This is a genomic window from Pseudomonas sp. JV449, assembly GCF_032424295.1.
In the GTDB taxonomy this organism is placed as follows: domain Bacteria; phylum Pseudomonadota; class Gammaproteobacteria; order Pseudomonadales; family Pseudomonadaceae; genus Aquipseudomonas; species Aquipseudomonas marginalis.
Genome location: NZ_VYKD01000010.1, coordinates 197,102 through 214,735, shown reverse-complemented (window position 1 = coordinate 214,735; position 17,634 = coordinate 197,102). Strand labels below are relative to the sequence as shown.

The 17,634-nt window shown below is 62.2% G+C and carries 19 protein-coding genes; 17 read left to right on the top strand and 2 right to left on the bottom strand.

Annotated features, from left to right (window positions below):
* Nucleotides 1–29: 29 nt before the first annotated feature.
* Nucleotides 30–1,595 (top strand): methyl-accepting chemotaxis protein, encoded by a 1,566-nt coding sequence (locus tag F6S08_RS11580; protein ID WP_137212092.1) that lies wholly within the window; start codon nucleotides 30–32, stop codon nucleotides 1,593–1,595.
* 93 nt (nucleotides 1,596–1,688) lie between these two features.
* Here F6S08_RS11580 and F6S08_RS11575 read toward each other — a convergent pair whose 3' ends face one another.
* On the bottom strand, nucleotides 1,689–2,381 hold the full coding sequence (locus F6S08_RS11575) for an alpha/beta family hydrolase (RefSeq protein ID WP_137212091.1): 693 nt from the start codon (nucleotides 2,379–2,381) through the stop codon (nucleotides 1,689–1,691).
* A gap of 79 nt (nucleotides 2,382–2,460) precedes the next feature.
* On the opposite strand from F6S08_RS11575, the gene ccoN (F6S08_RS11570) reads away from it, so the two are divergent.
* The 16 genes from ccoN (F6S08_RS11570) (at nucleotide 2,461) to hemN (ending at nucleotide 17,107) form a co-directional block, all read left to right on the top strand.
* A complete protein-coding gene (gene ccoN / locus F6S08_RS11570) occupies nucleotides 2,461–3,885 on the top strand; it encodes a cytochrome-c oxidase, cbb3-type subunit I (protein WP_315871608.1) in 1,425 nt (474 codons plus the stop codon).
* Between the two features lie 10 nt (nucleotides 3,886–3,895).
* A complete protein-coding gene (ccoO, locus tag F6S08_RS11565; RefSeq protein ID WP_017735321.1) occupies nucleotides 3,896–4,504 on the top strand; it encodes a cytochrome-c oxidase, cbb3-type subunit II in 609 nt (202 codons plus the stop codon).
* 3 nt (nucleotides 4,505–4,507) lie between these two features.
* Nucleotides 4,508–4,708, top strand: coding sequence for a cbb3-type cytochrome oxidase subunit 3 (locus tag F6S08_RS11560; RefSeq protein ID WP_065924735.1), 201 nt, complete (start codon nucleotides 4,508–4,510; stop codon nucleotides 4,706–4,708).
* The gene (gene ccoP, locus F6S08_RS11555; RefSeq protein ID WP_065924736.1) at nucleotides 4,705–5,652 is read left to right on the top strand and encodes a cytochrome-c oxidase, cbb3-type subunit III; all 948 of its coding nucleotides are present in this window, start codon (nucleotides 4,705–4,707) and stop codon (nucleotides 5,650–5,652) included. The genes F6S08_RS11560 and ccoP (F6S08_RS11555) overlap by 4 nt, the downstream gene beginning before the upstream one ends.
* 350 nt (nucleotides 5,653–6,002) lie before the next feature.
* Nucleotides 6,003–7,445 (top strand): cytochrome-c oxidase, cbb3-type subunit I, encoded by a 1,443-nt coding sequence (ccoN, locus tag F6S08_RS11550; RefSeq protein WP_027603733.1) that lies wholly within the window; start codon nucleotides 6,003–6,005, stop codon nucleotides 7,443–7,445.
* The gene (ccoO, locus tag F6S08_RS11545; RefSeq protein ID WP_003193167.1) at nucleotides 7,445–8,053 is read left to right on the top strand and encodes a cytochrome-c oxidase, cbb3-type subunit II; all 609 of its coding nucleotides are present in this window, start codon (nucleotides 7,445–7,447) and stop codon (nucleotides 8,051–8,053) included. The genes ccoN (F6S08_RS11550) and ccoO (F6S08_RS11545) overlap by 1 nt, the downstream gene beginning before the upstream one ends.
* 6 nt (nucleotides 8,054–8,059) lie before the next feature.
* Entirely contained in the window at nucleotides 8,060–8,245 is a 186-nt protein-coding gene (locus F6S08_RS11540) for a CcoQ/FixQ family Cbb3-type cytochrome c oxidase assembly chaperone (RefSeq protein WP_003193169.1), read from the top strand.
* Complete coding sequence (gene ccoP / locus F6S08_RS11535; RefSeq protein WP_065946875.1) at nucleotides 8,242–9,219, top strand: cytochrome-c oxidase, cbb3-type subunit III; 978 nt, start codon at nucleotides 8,242–8,244, stop codon at nucleotides 9,217–9,219. The genes F6S08_RS11540 and ccoP (F6S08_RS11535) overlap by 4 nt, the downstream gene beginning before the upstream one ends.
* Nucleotides 9,220–9,391: 172 nt before the next feature.
* On the top strand, nucleotides 9,392–9,646 hold the full coding sequence (locus F6S08_RS11530) for a type II toxin-antitoxin system Phd/YefM family antitoxin (RefSeq protein ID WP_315871607.1): 255 nt from the start codon (nucleotides 9,392–9,394) through the stop codon (nucleotides 9,644–9,646).
* The gene (locus F6S08_RS11525) at nucleotides 9,646–10,056 is read left to right on the top strand and encodes a type II toxin-antitoxin system VapC family toxin (protein WP_053132925.1); all 411 of its coding nucleotides are present in this window, start codon (nucleotides 9,646–9,648) and stop codon (nucleotides 10,054–10,056) included. The genes F6S08_RS11530 and F6S08_RS11525 overlap by 1 nt, the downstream gene beginning before the upstream one ends.
* A gap of 207 nt (nucleotides 10,057–10,263) precedes the next feature.
* Nucleotides 10,264–11,691, top strand: a complete 1,428-nt coding sequence (gene ccoG / locus F6S08_RS11520; RefSeq protein ID WP_027603729.1) for a cytochrome c oxidase accessory protein CcoG — start codon at nucleotides 10,264–10,266, stop codon at nucleotides 11,689–11,691.
* A 15-nt stretch (nucleotides 11,692–11,706) separates the two neighbouring features.
* Nucleotides 11,707–12,246: a FixH family protein gene (locus tag F6S08_RS11515; protein ID WP_065924741.1), complete on the top strand. Its 540-nt coding sequence runs from the start codon at nucleotides 11,707–11,709 to the stop codon at nucleotides 12,244–12,246.
* Between the two features lie 8 nt (nucleotides 12,247–12,254).
* Nucleotides 12,255–14,705: a heavy metal translocating P-type ATPase gene (locus F6S08_RS11510; protein ID WP_315871606.1), complete on the top strand. Its 2,451-nt coding sequence runs from the start codon at nucleotides 12,255–12,257 to the stop codon at nucleotides 14,703–14,705.
* 22 nt (nucleotides 14,706–14,727) lie between these two features.
* On the top strand, nucleotides 14,728–14,946 hold the full coding sequence (gene ccoS, locus F6S08_RS11505) for a cbb3-type cytochrome oxidase assembly protein CcoS (RefSeq protein WP_065924743.1): 219 nt from the start codon (nucleotides 14,728–14,730) through the stop codon (nucleotides 14,944–14,946).
* Nucleotides 14,939–15,622, top strand: a complete 684-nt coding sequence (locus F6S08_RS11500; protein WP_065924744.1) for a sulfite exporter TauE/SafE family protein — start codon at nucleotides 14,939–14,941, stop codon at nucleotides 15,620–15,622. The genes ccoS and F6S08_RS11500 overlap by 8 nt, the downstream gene beginning before the upstream one ends.
* Before the next feature lie 102 nt (nucleotides 15,623–15,724).
* On the top strand, nucleotides 15,725–17,107 hold the full coding sequence (gene hemN, locus F6S08_RS11495; protein WP_074847450.1) for an oxygen-independent coproporphyrinogen III oxidase: 1,383 nt from the start codon (nucleotides 15,725–15,727) through the stop codon (nucleotides 17,105–17,107).
* Here the strand turns inward: hemN and F6S08_RS11490 are convergent, their stop codons facing one another.
* Nucleotides 17,108–17,575, bottom strand: a complete 468-nt coding sequence (locus F6S08_RS11490; protein WP_083221141.1) for a hypothetical protein — start codon at nucleotides 17,573–17,575, stop codon at nucleotides 17,108–17,110.
* Nucleotides 17,576–17,634 lie beyond the last annotated feature (59 nt).

The window sequence follows — 17,634 nt, the reverse complement described above, 5'->3', positions numbered from 1 at the left end:
CCAATGAAAGCCTTGCGGATTGAACAATCATGCGTAATAACCAGCCCGTTACCCAGCGCGAACGTACCTTCCCCGCTCAGCAACGGTTGATCTCCACCACAGATGCCAAAGGCGTGATCACCTACTGCAACGACGCGTTTGTCGAAATCAGTGGGTTCTCTCGCGACGAACTGGTGCGTGCCCCGCACAACCTGGTGCGTCACCCGGACGTGCCAGCGGCCGTGTTCGGGCATATGTGGACCACGCTCAAACAAGGCTTGCCATGGATGGGCATCGTTAAGAACCGCTGCAGGACGGGCGATCACTACTGGGTCAACGCCTATGTGACGCCGGTCTTCGAAGGCAACCAGGTGGTCGGCTACGAATCGGTGCGCATCAAGCCCACCGCCGAGCAGATCCGCCGTGCCGAAGCGCTCTACCAACGCATCAACCAGGGCAAGTCGGCCGTCCCCCAGCGGGACAAGTGGCTGCCGGTGTTGCAGGACTGGCTGCCGTTTATCCTGATCAGCCAGTTGAGCTTCATGATCGGTGCGTCGCTCAACTCCCACTGGGGCTTTGCCCTGGCGGCGGGTTTGTCGGTGCCATTGGGGCTGCTGGGCCTGAGCTGGCAACAGCGCGGCCTCAAGCGCCTGCTGCGCCTGGCCGAGCAGACCACCTCCGACCCGTTGATCGCGCAGATGTACACCGACAGCCGTGGTGCCCAGGCGCGCCTGGAGATGTCCATTCTCAGCCAGGAGGCACGCCTGAAGACCTGCCTGACGCGCTTGCAGGACACTGCCGAGCACCTCAACGACCAGGCGGCGCAGTCCAATACCCTGGCGCATAACAGCTCCAGCGGCCTGGAACGCCAGCGCGTGGAAACCGAGCAGGTGGCCACGGCGGTCAACCAGATGGCGGCGACCACCCAGGAAGTGGCCAGCCATGTGCAGCGCACGGCCGATGCGACCCAGGAAGCCAATCGCCTGACCAGTCGCGGTCGCGATATTGCCGGGGAAACCCGCGAGGCGATTCAGCGTCTGTCGGTGGCCGTGGGCGAGACCGGCGTGACCGTCACCCAACTGGCCAAGGACAGCGACGAGATCGGCGGCGTAGTCGACGTGATCAAAGGCATTGCCGACCAGACCAACCTGCTGGCGCTCAACGCCGCCATTGAAGCGGCGCGAGCCGGTGAGATGGGCCGTGGGTTTGCGGTGGTCGCCGATGAAGTGCGCCAACTGGCGCAGCGCACGGCTGAGTCGACCGGGCAGATCCATGCTCTGATCGCCAAGCTGCAGCAAACTGCTGCCGCTGCCGTGCAAACCATGGACACCGGGCATCGCCAGGCCGAAGAGGGCGTGGCGCGGGTAATGGAGGCGGACCAGGCATTGGTGGGCATCAGTGAAGCGGTGGCGCATATCACCGACATGACCACCCAGATCGCGGCCGCCACCGAAGAGCAAAGCTCGGTGGCCGAAGAGATCAGCCGCAATATCAGCACCATTGCGCTGTTGGCAGATCAGACCTCGGAGCAGGCGTTGAACTCGGCGCAGTTGAGTGAAGAGCTGACGCATACGGCGAATACCCAGTATTCGTTGGTCGAGCGTTTCAACCGGTAGACCGATATCGGGAGCAAGCCCCCTCCCACAGTTAACCGCGTACATCCCTTGGAATGCGGTCGAATGTGGGAGGGGGCTTGCTCCCGATTGGCCCTAACAGGCGCTGAGAAACTCAGCCACCTGCACGGCCGCAGCCTCCAAATGCTGCTCATGCGCAAACCCCGAAGCCTTCAACGGCTTCAAATCATGATCCCCCGCCACCAGCCACATCACTTCGATGCTCGGCGGCAAGTCATACCCTTCCACCGCCGCCCGATTGCCCAGTGCATCGCGCTCGCCCTGCACAATCAACGTCGGCGTCTTCAATCCGGCCAAATGCGCTACACGTGGTTTCTCCGGCTTGCCCACCGCATAAAACGGATAACCCAGGCACACCAGCCCATCGACGCCCAATTCATCGGCCAAAAGACTGGCCATCCGCCCGCCCATCGACTTGCCGCCAATGACCAGTTTCCCAGCGACATGACGTCGCACCTCGGCATACACCCCGCGCCAGGCTTCCAGCAATCTTGGCGCCGGGTTGGGCGGGCGTTTGCCGCCGTCCAGTCGGCGCTGGGCCATGTAGGGAAACTCGAAGCGCAACACGTTGACGCCATGTCCGGCAAGGCGTGCAGCCATGTCGTTCATGAAGGATGAGTCCATCGGTGCGCCGGCGCCATGGGCCAGGATCAACGTCACGCAATCACCGGAAGCTACGCCCGACGCGACATCCCAAAGCCAACCGTGTTCCCGCACACACTGCGCCCATTGATCCCCGTCAATACTGGCCTTGTGCTCTTTGCCCATGCTTGCCTCGCTATTCAGTCTGCCTATAACTCCAGCCCAAGTGCCGCATCTGCTTGGGTTGAACCGTGGATGGGGAACCATGAACACTACTTTAAGTACCGCCTATAACTACAAGGTGGTCCGCCAATTCGCCATTATGACGGTGGTGTGGGGCATCGTCGGCATGGGGCTCGGGGTTTTTCTCGCCGCCCAATTGGTTTGGCCCGCGCTCAACTTCGACTTGCCCTGGACCAGCTTCGGCCGCCTGCGCCCACTGCATACCAATGCGGTGATCTTCGCGTTCGGTGGCTGTGCGCTGTTCGCCAGCTCCTTCTACTCGGTGCAGCGTACCTGCCAAACCCAGCTGTTCGCGCCGAAAATCGCCGCGTTCTGCTTCTGGGGCTGGCAACTTGTCATCCTCCTGGCCGCGATCAGCTTGCCGCTGGGCTACACCAGCTCCAAGGAATACGCCGAACTGGAATGGCCGATCGACATCCTGATCACCATTGTCTGGGTGGCCTACGCCATCGTGTTCTTCGGCACGGTGATGAAGCGCAACACCAAGCATATCTACGTCGGTAACTGGTTCTTCGGCGCGTTCATCATCACCGTGGCGATCCTGCATATCGTCAACAACCTGGAAATCCCGGTCAGCCTGACCAAGTCCTACTCGCTGTATGGCGGTGCGACGGATGCCATGGTGCAGTGGTGGTACGGGCATAACGCGGTAGGCTTTTTCCTCACCGCCGGTTTCCTCGGGATGATGTACTACTTCGTGCCGAAACAGGCCGAGCGCCCGGTGTATTCCTATCGCCTGTCCATCGTGCACTTCTGGGCGCTGATCACCCTGTACATCTGGGCCGGTCCTCACCACCTGCACTACACCGCGCTGCCGGACTGGGCACAGTCCCTGGGCATGGTGATGTCGCTGGTACTGCTGGCGCCGAGCTGGGGCGGCATGATCAACGGTATGATGACCCTGTCGGGCGCCTGGCATAAGTTGCGCAGCGACCCGATCCTGCGCTTTTTGGTGGTGTCCCTGGCGTTCTACGGCATGTCGACCTTCGAAGGGCCGATGATGGCGATCAAGACCGTCAACTCGCTGTCCCACTACACCGACTGGACCATCGGCCACGTACACGCCGGCGCCCTCGGCTGGGTAGCGATGATCTCCATCGGCGCGCTGTACCACATGATCCCGAAAGTCTTCGGTCGCGAGCAGATGTACAGCCTCGGCCTGATCAACGCGCACTTCTGGCTGGCCACCATCGGCACCGTGCTCTACATCGCCTCGATGTGGGTCAACGGCATCGCCCAGGGCCTGATGTGGCGTGCGATCAACGAAGACGGCACCTTGACCTACTCCTTCGTCGAAACCCTGGTGGCCAGCCACCCAGGCTTCATCGTGCGGCTGGTGGGCGGTGCGGTATTCCTCAGCGGCATGTTCCTGATGGCTTACAACACATGGCGCACCGTGCGCTCGGCACAACCTGTCGAAGCCGCCCATGCCGCGCAGATGGCCTGAGGAGTCAGTGATGAAACACGAAACGATTGAAAAGAACGTCGGCCTGCTGATGCTGCTCATGGTGCTCGCCGTGAGCATCGGCGGCCTGACCCAGATCGTCCCGCTGTTCTTCCAGGACGTGACCAACAAGCCGGTGGAAGGCATGAAGCCCTACACCGCGCTGCAACTGGAAGGCCGCGACATCTACATCCGCGAAGGCTGCGTACAGTGCCACTCGCAGATGATCCGCCCGTTCCGCGCCGAGACCGAGCGCTACGGCCACTACTCGGTGGCCGGTGAAAGCGTGTGGGACCACCCGTTCCTGTGGGGCTCCAAGCGTACCGGGCCAGACCTGGCCCGCGTCGGCGCACGCTACTCGGACGACTGGCACCGCGCGCACTTGTACAACCCTCGCAACGTCGTGCCTGAGTCGAAGATGCCGGCCTACCCGTGGTTGGTCACGGCTGCGGTCGACAGCAGCCACACCGAGACCAAGTTGAAAGTAATGCGCACCCTCGGCGTGCCGTACACCGACGACGACATCAGTGGCGCCGTGGCCAGCCTCAAGGGCAAGACCGAAATGGACGCGCTGGTTTCGTACCTGCAAGTACTCGGCACTGCCATCAAGAGCAAGAGGTGAGCCATGGGATTTGAATTCGATGCGGGCACCATCCGCGGCCTCGGCACGCTGGTGGTCGCCATCGCCTTTATCGGCCTGTCGCTGTGGGTATTCAACAACCGGCGCAATTCGGAATTCGAGGAAGCGCGCCTGCTGCCCTTCGCCGATGAACCTTCGCCATCCGACGCTCACCAAGAGCCTGCAACAAGGAGCAACCGGCCATGACTACCTTCTGGAGTACATGGATCTGCGTACTGACCATTGGCAGCCTGATCGGCCTGACCTGGCTGTTGTTCGCCACCCGCAAGGGCGAGACCAAGGGCAGCGTCGACCAGACCATGGGCCATGCCTTCGACGGCATCGAGGAATACGACAACCCCCTGCCCCAGTGGTGGTTCATGCTGTTCGCCGGCACCCTGGTGTTTGCGGTCGGCTACCTGATTCTCTACCCGGGCCTGGGCAACTGGAAAGGCGTGTTGCCGGGCTATGAAGACGGTTGGACCTCGGCCAAGGAGTGGGACAAGGAGATGGCCAAGGCCGACACCAAGTTCGGACCGATCTTCGCCAAATTCTCGGCCATGCCCGTGGAACAAGTCGCCAAAGACCCGCAGGCGCTGAAAATGGGCGGTCGCCTGTTCGCCTCCAACTGCGCGGTGTGCCACGGCTCGGATGCCAAGGGCGCATTCGGCTTTCCCAACCTGGCTGACAACATCTGGCGTTGGGGCGGTTCGGCCGAAGCGATCAAGACCACCATCATGAACGGTCGGCACGCGGCGATGCCGGCCTGGGGTGACATGCTCGGCGACGACGGCGTAAAAAACGTCGCCGCCTATGTGCGCCACGACCTGGCCAAGCTGCCATTGCCGGCGGACAGCACCGCCGACCTGGCCGCTGGCCAGGCCGCGTTCAACACCACCTGCGTGGCCTGCCACGGTCCGCAAGGCCACGGCATGGAAGCCATGGGCGCGCCGAACCTGACCCTGCCCGCCGGTTACATCTACGGCACCAGCCTTGCGCAGTTGCAGCAGACGATTCGCCACGGCCGCCAAGGCCAGATGCCAGCGCAGGAAGTGCTGCAGGGCAATGACAAAGTGCACCTGCTCGCCGCCTACGTTTACAGCCTGTCCCATAACGCTGATGGCGCAACGCCAGAAAGCCAAGCCCAGTAACACCTGACTGCCGCCCCAATCTGGGGCGGCAGCTCTACCGCGCTACGCGACCAAGTGTCGCACCCTTCCAAAGCACACCTTTCCCCTCCTGCCATTCGGGTCTACGCTTGCTTGCACAGCGGACCGATCCTGGCGTACGCGACGACAGTCGTTGCGACCCCCGAAATTTCCTGTCCACTCGATCAGCTTTCGATTTCGGATTTTATCCTTACGCCAAACATGGAAAGGGCGCAGAATCTGGCGTGGAACGCATTGACACAGGTCAGCCTTGCGTTGCAATGGCCCCTTGCTTTCTACATACTTGCGGCCGAATTTTACCTATAAAAAAACCTAAACCGTGGAACCTTAGAATGAGCACAGCAATCAGTCCGACTGCTTATAACTATAAGGTAGTCCGCCAGTTCGCCATCATGACGGTGGTCTGGGGGATCCTTGGCATGGGGCTCGGGGTGTTCATCGCCTCGCAACTGGTGTGGCCGGAATTGAATTTCGGTCTGCCATGGACAACCTTCGGCCGCCTGCGCCCGCTGCACACCAACCTGGTGATCTTCGCCTTCGGCGGATGTGCATTGTTTGCCACCTCCTACTATGTCGTGCAGCGAACCTGCCAGACGCGACTCATCTCCGACAGCCTCGCGGCCTTCACTTTCTGGGGTTGGCAAGCGGTCATCGTCGGCGCCATCGTCACCTTGCCGCTGGGCTACACCACCACCAAGGAATACGCCGAGCTGGAATGGCCGATCGCGATTCTGCTGGCCATCGTCTGGGTGACCTACGCAGTGGTGTTCTTCGGCACCATCGTCAAGCGCAAGACCAAGCACATCTATGTGGGCAACTGGTTCTACGGGGCCTTCATCCTGGTGACGGCGATGCTGCATATCGTCAACCACGCCTCGTTGCCGGTCAGCCTGTTCAAGTCCTACTCGGCTTACGCCGGGGCGACGGATGCGATGATCCAGTGGTGGTACGGCCACAACGCCGTAGGTTTCTTCCTCACCACCGGTTTCCTGGGGATGATGTACTACTTCGTGCCCAAACAGGCCGAACGGCCTATTTACTCGTATCGCCTGTCCATCGTGCACTTCTGGGCGCTGATCACCCTGTACATCTGGGCCGGCCCGCACCACCTGCACTACACCGCATTGCCGGACTGGGCCCAGTCCCTGGGCATGGCGATGTCGATCATCCTGCTGGCCCCGAGCTGGGGCGGCATGATCAACGGCATGATGACCCTGTCGGGCGCCTGGCATAAGCTGCGCACCGACCCGATCCTGCGCTTTTTGGTGGTGTCCCTGGCGTTCTACGGCATGTCGACTTTCGAAGGGCCGATGATGGCGATCAAGACCGTCAACTCGCTCTCCCACTACACCGACTGGACCATCGGCCACGTACACGCCGGTGCCCTCGGCTGGGTAGCGATGATCTCCATCGGCGCCCTGTACCACATGATCCCCAAGCTGTTCGGCCGTGTGCAGATGCACAGTGTCGGGCTGATCAACGCGCACTTCTGGCTGGCCACCATCGGCACCGTGCTCTACATCGCCTCGATGTGGGTCAACGGCATCACCCAGGGCCTGATGTGGCGTGCGATCAACGATGACGGCACCCTCACCTACTCCTTCGTCGAAGCGCTGCAAGCCAGCCACCCTGGTTTCATCGTCCGCGCCCTCGGGGGTGCGTTCTTTGCCAGCGGCATGCTGTTAATGGCCTACAACGTCTGGCGCACCGTGCGTGCCTCGGACCCGGCAGAAGCCGAAGCCGCCGCCAAGATCGCCGTTGTGGGAGCCCACTGATGAAGCATGAAGTCGTCGAGAAGAATATCGGCCTGCTGGCCTTCTTCATGGTCATCGCCGTGAGCATCGGTGGCCTGACCCAGATCGTTCCGCTGTTTTTCCAGGACGTGACCAACAAGCCGGTCGAAGGCATGAAGCCGCGCACCGCCCTTGAACTGGAAGGCCGCGACGTCTACATCGCCAACGGCTGTGTCGGCTGCCACTCGCAGATGATTCGCCCGTTCCGCGCCGAAACCGAACGCTACGGCCACTACTCGGTGGCCGGTGAAAGCGTGTGGGACCACCCGTTCCTGTGGGGTTCCAAGCGCACCGGCCCGGACCTGGCCCGTGTCGGCGGGCGTTACTCCGATGACTGGCAACGTGCGCACTTGTACAACCCGCGCAACGTGGTGCCTGAGTCGAAAATGCCGGCGTATCCGTTCCTCGTGGAAAACAAGCTCGACGGCAAGGACACCGCGAAGAAGATGGAAGTCCTGCGCACCCTGGGCGTGCCCTACACCGACGAAGACATCGCCGGTGCAGCCGCAGCCGTGAAGGGCAAGACCGAAATGGACGCATTGGTGGCCTACCTGCAAGGCCTGGGCACCATCATCAAAAGCAAACGGTGATTCTTCATGGATATCGGGATGATTCGAGGCCTGGGCACCGTTGTGGTGATGGTGGCCTTTATCGGCCTGGCGCTGTGGGTGTTCAGTCCCCGGCGCAAGTCGGAGTTTGACGACGCGACCATGTTGCCCTTTGCGGATGATCCCGAAGCCATCAAGCACGTCGAGCAAGCTTCTAGGAGTAACAAAGAATGACTACGTTCTGGAGTCTGTACGTCACAGTCCTCAGCCTGGGTACCATCTTCGCCTTGACCTGGCTGTTGCTGTCGACCCGCAAGGGCCAGCGCGCCGAGCAGACCGACGAGACCGTCGGCCACTCGTTCGACGGCATCGAGGAGTATGACAACCCGCTGCCCAAGTGGTGGTTCATGCTGTTCGTCGGCACCATCATCTTCGCCCTTGGCTACCTGGTGCTCTACCCCGGCCTGGGCAATTGGAAAGGCCTGCTGCCGGGCTACAACTACCTCGACAACGACAAGCAAACCCCGTTCGCCAACGGCCAGACCGGCTGGACCGGCGTGCACGAATGGGAAAAGGAAATGGCCAGGTCGGATGCCAAGTTCGGGCCGATCTTCGCCAAATTCGCGTCGATGCCGATTGAAGATGTCGCCAAGGACCCGCAAGCCTTGAAGATGGGCGGTCGCCTGTTCGCCTCCAACTGCTCGGTATGCCACGGCTCCGACGCCAAGGGCGCCTATGGCTTCCCCAACCTGACCGACGCCGATTGGCGCTGGGGTGGCGAACCGGCCACCATCAAGGAAACCATCATGAAGGGCCGTCATGCCGTCATGCCGGCCTGGCTGGACATCCTCAAGGAGCAAGGCGTCAGCGACGTTGCCGCGTTCGTCGTCACCAACCTCGACGGCCGCAAGCTGCCGGAAGGCGTGAAAGCCGATGTGGCCAACGGCGAGAAACTCTTCGCCGCCAACTGCGTGGCCTGCCACGGCCCGGCCGGCAAGGGCACCCCCGCCATGGGCGCGCCGGACCTGACCCACCCGGGTGCATTCATCTACGGTTCGAGCTTCGCCCAACTGCAGCAGACCATCCGTTGGGGCCGCCAGGGCCAGATGCCTGCGCAGGAGCAACTGCAAGGCAACGACAAGGTGCACTTGCTCGCGGCGTATGTCTACAGCTTGTCCCATGGGGATAAGAAGGCTGACGAGCAGTAAAGCTCACCGACACACAAAAGCCCCGCCTGAGTGATCAGGCGGGGCTTTTTTATAGATCGCATCGACACCCCCATGGGAAAAGCACGTTGACCGCTTGTAGCTTTAGGCTTGTGGCTTGCCAAGGCCAAGTAGTAACGTAACTACATTCAGCCCGCTCCAGGGGAGGCGCACCATGACTTTCACCACCATTTCCAGTCGCGAATTCAATCAAGACACAAGCGGTGCCAAAAAAGCCGCTCGCCAAGGCCCGGTTTTTATCACCGATCGCGGCAAGCCTGCCCATGTACTGCTAAGCATTGAGGACTACCAAAAGCTGACAGGTCTCAATGTCAACATCGTTGACCTGCTGGTGATGCCGGAAGCGGCCGATATCGACTTTGAAACCGAACGTGCCGTGATCACTCATCGACCCGTGGACCTCTCTTGATGTATCTACTCGACACCAACGTAATCTCTGAACTGCGTAAACCCCAGGCTGATGCAAACGTGGTCGCCTGGGCCAAAAGTGTCATCGCACCGCGTATGTTTATTTCGGCAATCACCCTGAAAGAATTGGAAACCGGGGTCTTGCGCATTGAGCGGCGCGACCCGGCTCAGGGGAAGGTGTTGCGAACCTGGCTCAAGCGTCATGTGATGCCGGCCTTTGATGCCAGAATCCTGCCCGTCGATGCGGCAGTCGCGTTGCGTTGCGCACACTTGCATGTGCCGGACCGCGCCAATGAAAGTGACGCATTAATTGCCGCGACCGCGCTGGTGCATGGGCTCACGGTTGTCACGCGCAACGTCAGCGACTTCAAATCCAGCGGCGTTCCACTGATCAATCCTTGGGACGAATGACCGCCTCCTCCACGAAAACCGTCCATACTTCCCAAGTCAATTGATCCAGGTCACGTACACCATCAATTGATTTCCCCCAACGCGACCAAAGGTCGCACCCTTTGAGCACCATCAGGGGCGTATCATTACGCCACTGCAAGACCCTTAATTTGACCCCGGTTGGCACGTACTGGCCGAGGCAAATCTCCACCGCCGTGGGATGCAATGATGAGCAACCAGATACCGGTACATGACGTTACCCCGCCTGCCAAAAACGCCAGCAGTGCTGACACCAAGACTGTCGACCTGTACGCCTCGCGCGAAAAAATCTACACCCGCGCCTTCACCGGCCTGTTCCGCAACCTGCGCATGCTCGGCGGCGCCGGTCTGTTCCTGCTCTACTTCGGCACGGTGTGGCTGAACTGGGGCGGCCACCAGGCGGTATGGTGGAACCTGCCGGAACGTAAGTTCTTTATTTTCGGCGCGACCTTCTGGCCCCAGGACTTCATCCTGCTGTCAGGCATCCTGATCGTCGCGGCGTTTGGCCTGTTCTTCATCACGGTGTACGCCGGCCGCGTATGGTGCGGGTATACCTGCCCGCAAAGCGTGTGGACGTGGATCTTCATGTGGTGCGAAAAGGTCACCGAAGGCGACCGCAACCAGCGCATCAAGCTGGACAAGGCGCCCATGGGGGCCAACAAGTTCCTGCGCAAATTCAGCAAGCACACCCTGTGGCTGTTGATTGGTTTTGTCACCGGCATGACCTTCGTCGGCTACTTCTCGCCGATCCGCGAGCTGGTGTTCGACTTCTTCACCGGCCAGGCCGACGGCTGGTCGTATTTCTGGGTCGGCTTCTTCACCCTCGCCACCTATGGCAACGCCGGCTGGCTGCGCGAACAGGTGTGCATCTACATGTGCCCGTACGCACGCTTCCAGAGCGTGATGTTCGACAAGGACACCCTGATCGTTTCCTACGATCCACGCCGTGGCGAAGTGCGTGGCCCGCGTAAAAAAGGCACCGACTACAAGGCCCAGGGCCTGGGTGACTGCATCGACTGTACGATGTGCGTCCAGGTATGCCCTACCGGTATCGACATCCGCGACGGCCTGCAAATCGAGTGCATCGGTTGCGCCGCCTGTATCGACGCCTGCGACACCATCATGGACAAGATGGAATACCCGCGCGGCCTGATCAGCTACACCACCGAGCACAACCTGTCGGGGCAGAAAACCCACAAGTTGCGCCCACGCCTGATCGGTTATGCCCTGGTGTTGCTGGCGATGATCAGCCTATTGGCCGGGGCGTTCTTCATGCGTTCGCTGGTGGGCTTCGACGTGAGCAAGGACCGCGTGCTGTACCGCGAAAACGCCGAAGGGCGCATCGAAAACGTCTACAGCCTGAAGATCATGAACAAGGACCAGCGCGATCACACCTACGTGCTCGACGCCGCCGGCCTGCCGGACCTCAAGCTGCAAGGTCGACGTGAAATCAGAGTGGCGGCGGGCGATATCGTCAGCATGCCGGTGGAGCTGTCGAGTGCGCCGGAGCAACTGCCGTCAAGTACCAACGAGGTGAAATTCATCCTCACCGATGCCGATGACGCCAGCGTCCACGTTGAAGCCAAGAGCCGATTCATCGGCCCACAAGTTCGATAACGAGAGAACTGAACAATGCCCGTAGCCACTGCCGCAAGCCCCTGGTACAAGCACCTCTGGCCCTGGATCATCATTGGGATCCTGGCCTGCTCGGTGACCTTGACCTTGTCCATGGTGACCATCGCGGTGAACAACCCGGACAACCTGGTCAACGACAACTACTACGAGGCCGGCAAAGGCATCAACCGCTCCCTGGACCGCGAACGGCTGGCCCAGACCCTGCAACTGCGCGCCAAGCTGCACCTGGATGAGCTGACCGGCGAAGTCGAGCTGCAACTCACCGGCTACAGCAACCCGAACACCCTGGAGCTGAACCTGATCTCCCCGACCCAGCCGGAGAAGGATCGCAAGATCAACCTGACCCGCAGCGACAGCGAACCGGGCCGCTACATCGGACAGGTCACCGACAAGGTCGAAGGCCGCCGCTTCGTGGAATTGCTGGGTGTGGAGGGCGACAGGACCTGGCGCCTGTTCGAGGAAGAAGAAGTCAGCCACGACAAGGACTTGCTACTGGGTGATGAACCGTTGCAGGGTGCTGAAGACCTGAAAAAATAGCAGCGCCCATGACCAGCCCAACCCCCTGCTACCACTGCGCCCTGCCCGTCCCGTCCGGCAGTCGGTTCACCGCCGTGATCCTCGGCGAGCGCCGCGAGCTGTGCTGCCCCGGCTGCCAAGCCGTGGCCGAAGCGATTGTGGCCGGTGGGCTGGAAAGCTATTACCAGCACCGCAGCGAAGCCTCGGCCAACCCCGAGACGCTGCCGGTGCAACTGGTGGATGAACTGGCGCTGTATGACCGCGCCGACGTGCAAAAACCCTTCGTGCACCACGAAGGCGACCTCGCCGAAACCACCCTGCTGATGGAAGGCATCAGTTGCGCCGCCTGTGGCTGGTTGATCGAAAAACACCTGCGCAGCCTGCCCGCCGTGGCCGAGGCGCGGCTGAACCTGTCCAACCATCGCCTGCAGGTGCGCTGGGCCGACGGGCAATTGCCGTTGAGCCAGGTGCTCAGTGAACTGCGCCATATCGGCTATGCCGCCCACCCGTATCAAGCAGACCGTGCGGCCGAGCAACTGGCCAGCGAGAACCGCCTGGCCCTGCGCCAGCTGGGGGTCGCCGGACTGCTGTGGTTCCAGGCGATGATGGCGACCATGGCCACCTGGCCGGAATTCAATATCGACCTGAGCCCCGAACTGCATGTGATCCTGCGCTGGGTGGCGATGTTTCTGACCACCCCCATCGTGTTCTACAGCTGTGCGCCGTTTTTCAAGGGCGCCATGCGCGACGTGCGTACGCGTCACCTGACCATGGACGTGTCGGTGTCCCTGGCCATTGGCGGGGCTTACCTGGCCGGGATCTGGACCGCGATCACCGGCGTGGGCGAGTTGTATTTCGATGCGGTGGGCATGTTTGCGCTGTTCCTGCTGGCCGGTCGCTACCTGGAACGCCGTGCCCGGGAACGTACGGCCGCCGCCACCGCGCAGTTGGTCAACCTGCTGCCCGCCTCATGCCTGCGCCTCAAAAGTGACGGCCAGAGCGAACGTATTCTCTTGAGCGAACTGGCACTGGGCGACCGCGTGCTGGTGCATCCGGGCGCGGTTCTGCCGGCAGATGGGGTGATCCTCGACGGCCACTCCAGCATCGATGAATCGCTGCTCACCGGGGAATACCTGCCGCTGCCGCGCCAAACCGGTGATGCCGTCACCGCCGGCACGCTGAACGTCGAAGGCGCGTTGACCGTCGAAGTACGTGCCCTGGGCCACGAGACCCGCCTGTCCGCCATCGTGCGCCTGCTGGAGCGGGCCCAGGCCGAGAAGCCGCGCCTGGCGCAGATCGCCGACCGCGCCGCACAGTGGTTCCTGTTGTGCTCGCTGATTGCCGCGGCGGTGATCGGCCTGTTGTGGTGGGAGCTGGATTCATCGCGGGCATTCTGGATCGTGCTGGCAATGCTGGTCGCCACCTGTCCGTGCGCGTTGTCCCTGGCCACGCCGACCGCCCTCACCGCCGCCACCGGCACCCTGCACAAGCTCGGGCTATTGCTGACCCGTGGCCATGTGCTCGAAGGCCTGAACCAGATCGACACGGTGATTTTCGACAAGACCGGCACCCTCACCGAAGGCCGCCTGGCGTTGAAAGCGATCCGGCCCCTGGCCGCTCTGAACAGCGACCAGTGCCTGGGCCTCGCCGCCGCCCTGGAAAACCGCTCCGAACACCCCATTGCCCGCGCCTTCGGGCGTGCGCCGCTGGCCGCCGACGAGGTGCTCAGTTCCCCGGGCCTTGGCCTGGAAGGCCGTGTCGGCACACGCCAGTTGCGCATCGGCCAGCCGGGGTTTGTTTGTGCACTCAGTGGTTGCCCGATTCCCGCCGCTCCGGAGGATGACGGCCAATGGCTGCTGCTGGGCGACGGCGGCGGTGCCCTGGCCTGGTTCGTCCTCGACGACCGCCTGCGCAGCGATGCCCCTGCCCTGCTGGCCGCCTGCAAGGCGCGTGGTTGGCGCACGCTGCTGCTGTCGGGGGACAGTTCGCCGATGGTCGCCAGCGTCGCTGCTGAACTGGGTATCGATGAAGCCCACGGCGGCCTGCGCCCAGACGACAAGCTCCACGTGCTGCAACAACTGCACAAGGAAGGCCGCAAGGTGCTGATGCTCGGCGATGGCGTCAACGATGTGCCGGTGCTGGCCGCCGCCGACATCAGCGTGGCCATGGGCTCGGCCACCGACCTGGCCAAGACCAGCGCCGATGCGGTGCTGCTGTCCAACCGCCTGGATGCCCTGGTGCAAGCCTTCACCCTGGCGCGGCGCACCCGCCGGGTGATCATTGAAAACCTGCTGTGGGCGGGACTGTACAATGGCCTTATGCTGCCGTTTGCCGCCCTCGGTTGGATCACTCCGATCTGGGCGGCGATCGGCATGTCCCTCAGTTCGTTGACCGTGGTGCTCAATGCCCTGCGCCTGACTCGCCTGCCGAGTGCGCAGGCCAGAAGCGCCCCTTTGGTAACCCGTCCGCTGCCGGCTTGAGCCGCGCGGGCATGGAGTGCAGATGCCAGCTCTATACGTGATGATTCCGGCGGCGCTGCTGTTAGTGGGCGTGGCCATCTACATCTTCTTCTGGGCGGTGGACAGCGGCCAGTACGACGACCTCGACGGCCCGGCCCACAGCGTGCTGTTCGACGACCAGGACCCGAACCACCTGGCGGCCGTCGACGAAGCCAACGGCCCCGAGCAACCGCCCGTGCCCAAAGCCCCACCCCATGCTTGAGCTGGCGCCGCTGCTGGTCTCTGCGCTGATCCTCGGCCTGCTGGGCGGCGGCCATTGCCTGGGCATGTGCGGCGGGCTGATGGGCGCGCTGACCCTGGCGATTCCCAAGGAACAGCGCAGCCGCCGGTTCCGCCTGCTGCTGGCGTACAACCTGGGGCGCATCCTCAGCTATGCCACTGCGGGGTTATTGATCGGCCTGGCCGGCTGGGCGGTGGCCAACAGCCCGGCGGCCCTGTTCATGCGTGTGCTCGCCGGGTTGCTGTTGATCTGCATGGGGCTGTACCTGGCCGGTTGGTGGAGCGGCCTCACCCGTATCGAAAGCCTCGGGCGCGGCCTGTGGCGCTGCATACAGCCCGTCGCCAACCGTTTGCTGCCGGTATCCAGCCTGCCCCGCGCGCTGCTGCTGGGCGCGCTGTGGGGCTGGTTGCCGTGCGGGCTGGTCTACAGCACCCTGCTGTGGGCCGCCAGCCAGGGTAATGCGCTGGACAGTGCGCTGCTGATGCTGGCTTTTGGCTTAGGCACATGGCCGGTACTGCTGGCGACCGGGTTGGCGGCCGAACGCGTGACCGCGTTATTGCGCAAGCGCAGCGTGCGGATGGCCGGTGGCCTGCTGGTGATTGTTTTCGGTATCTGGACCCTGCCAGGTCCGCACCAGCACTGGCTGATGGGCCATTAAAAGGCTATGTGGCATAGCGCCGCTCCCCGTTGATGCAAATCAAGATGCCCTACCGGCCACGCCCCTAGACTCGGCTCACTAGCCTATCCGGGGAATGCCCGCATGCTCGACGCCATTCGTTGGGACTCACATCTGATTCACCGCTACGACCTGGCGGGACCGCGCTACACGTCCTACCCCACCGCCGTACAATTCGACAGCCAGGTCGGCACCTTCGACCTGCTCCACGCCCTGCGCGAAAGCCGCAAGGCCACGCGACCGTTGTCGCTGTATGTGCATGTGCCGTTCTGCGCGAACATTTGCTACTACTGCGCGTGCAACAAGGTGATCACCAAGGACCGCGGCCGCGCCCAGGCCTACCTGCAACGCCTGGAGCAGGAGATTCAGTTGGTGGCCTGCCACCTCGACCCGAAACAGTCGGTTGAACAACTGCACTTCGGCGGCGGCACCCCGACCTTTCTCAGCCACGACGAACTGCGCCAGGTCATGGGCAGCCTGCGCCAGCACTTCAATCTGCTCGACGACGACTCCGGCGACTACAGCATCGAGATCGACCCGCGCGAAGCCGACTGGGCGACCATGGGCCTGCTGCGTGAACTGGGCTTCAACCGGGTGAGCATCGGCCTGCAAGACCTCGACCCGGACGTGCAGCGCGCGGTCAACCGCCTGCAAAGCCTGGAAGAAACCCGCGCGGTGATCGACGCCGCGCGCACCCTGCAGTTTCGCTCGATCAATATCGACCTGATCTACGGCCTGCCCAAGCAGACGCCGATCAACTTCGCGCGCACCGTGGAGGAAGTGATCAAGCTGCAGCCGGACCGCCTGTCGGTGTTCAACTACGCGCATCTGCCGGAACGCTTCATGCCCCAACGACGGATCAACAGCGAGGAACTGCCGTCGCCGGAATCCAAGCTGCTGATGCTGCAGACCACCATCGAGCAACTGACCCAGGCCGGCTACCGCTATATCGGCATGGACCACTTCGCCCTGCCGGACGACGAACTCGCCATTGCCCAGGAAGAAGGCACGCTGCAACGTAACTTCCAGGGCTACACCACCCACGGCCATTGCGACCTGATCGGCCTCGGCGTGTCAGCCATCAGCCAGATCGGCGACCTGTACTGCCAGAACAGCAGTGACCTGAACGGCTATCAGAACGCCCTGGCCAACGCCCAACTGGCCACCAGCCGTGGTTTGATCTGCACCACCGACGACCGCTTACGTCGGGAAGTGATCCAGCAGTTGATCTGCACGTTCAGCCTGGCCTTCGAGCAGATCGAACAGGCGTTCAACATCGATTTTCGCGGGTATTTCGACGAGGTCTGGCCGCAACTTGAGGCGATGGCGCAAGACGCCCTGATCGAACTGGATGCCCAAGGCATTCGCGTGCTGCCCGCCGGACGGCTGCTGGTGCGTTCGGTCTGCATGGTGTTCGATGCGTACCTGGAGCACCAGAACCGGCAGCGGTTTTCGCGGGTGATCTAGTTACATCGACAACGACGCGGCTTTGAGCGCGTCATCGGCGCTCATGGTCTTCATCGCTTTGGCCAGAGAGGTCTGGGCCGTCATCAAACCTGCCTGCAACGAACTGATCGCGCCTTGCACATTGGCGGTCTTGGCCCGGGCCTGCTCCGGGGTCAAGCTTTTGTCTGCCGCGATCGCCTGAAGCTCAGCCATTTTCTCGGCGATCTGCTGTTTCAGCTTGCGGATCATTTTCAGCACCTGCTTGACGTTATCGTCCAGGCCGCTGTCGTCGATATCGGCATTCGCGCTTTTGGGCGCCCCGGCCGCCTTGAACGCTGCGGCGGAAATAGTCACCGTCACCCCTTCAATCACCTTGGTTTCAGGCGCCGGCGCGGTCACGGGCAGCTTTTCCTCGGCCTCGGCAGCGGGCTTCAAGTCCTGCACGCTGGGTACACGGATGGCAGGGTTGTAAGCCGCGATAACAGACATGATCCGAGCTCCGAATGGTAGATGTGCAACTGTATCGGCATCGGTACAAAAAGCTTTAT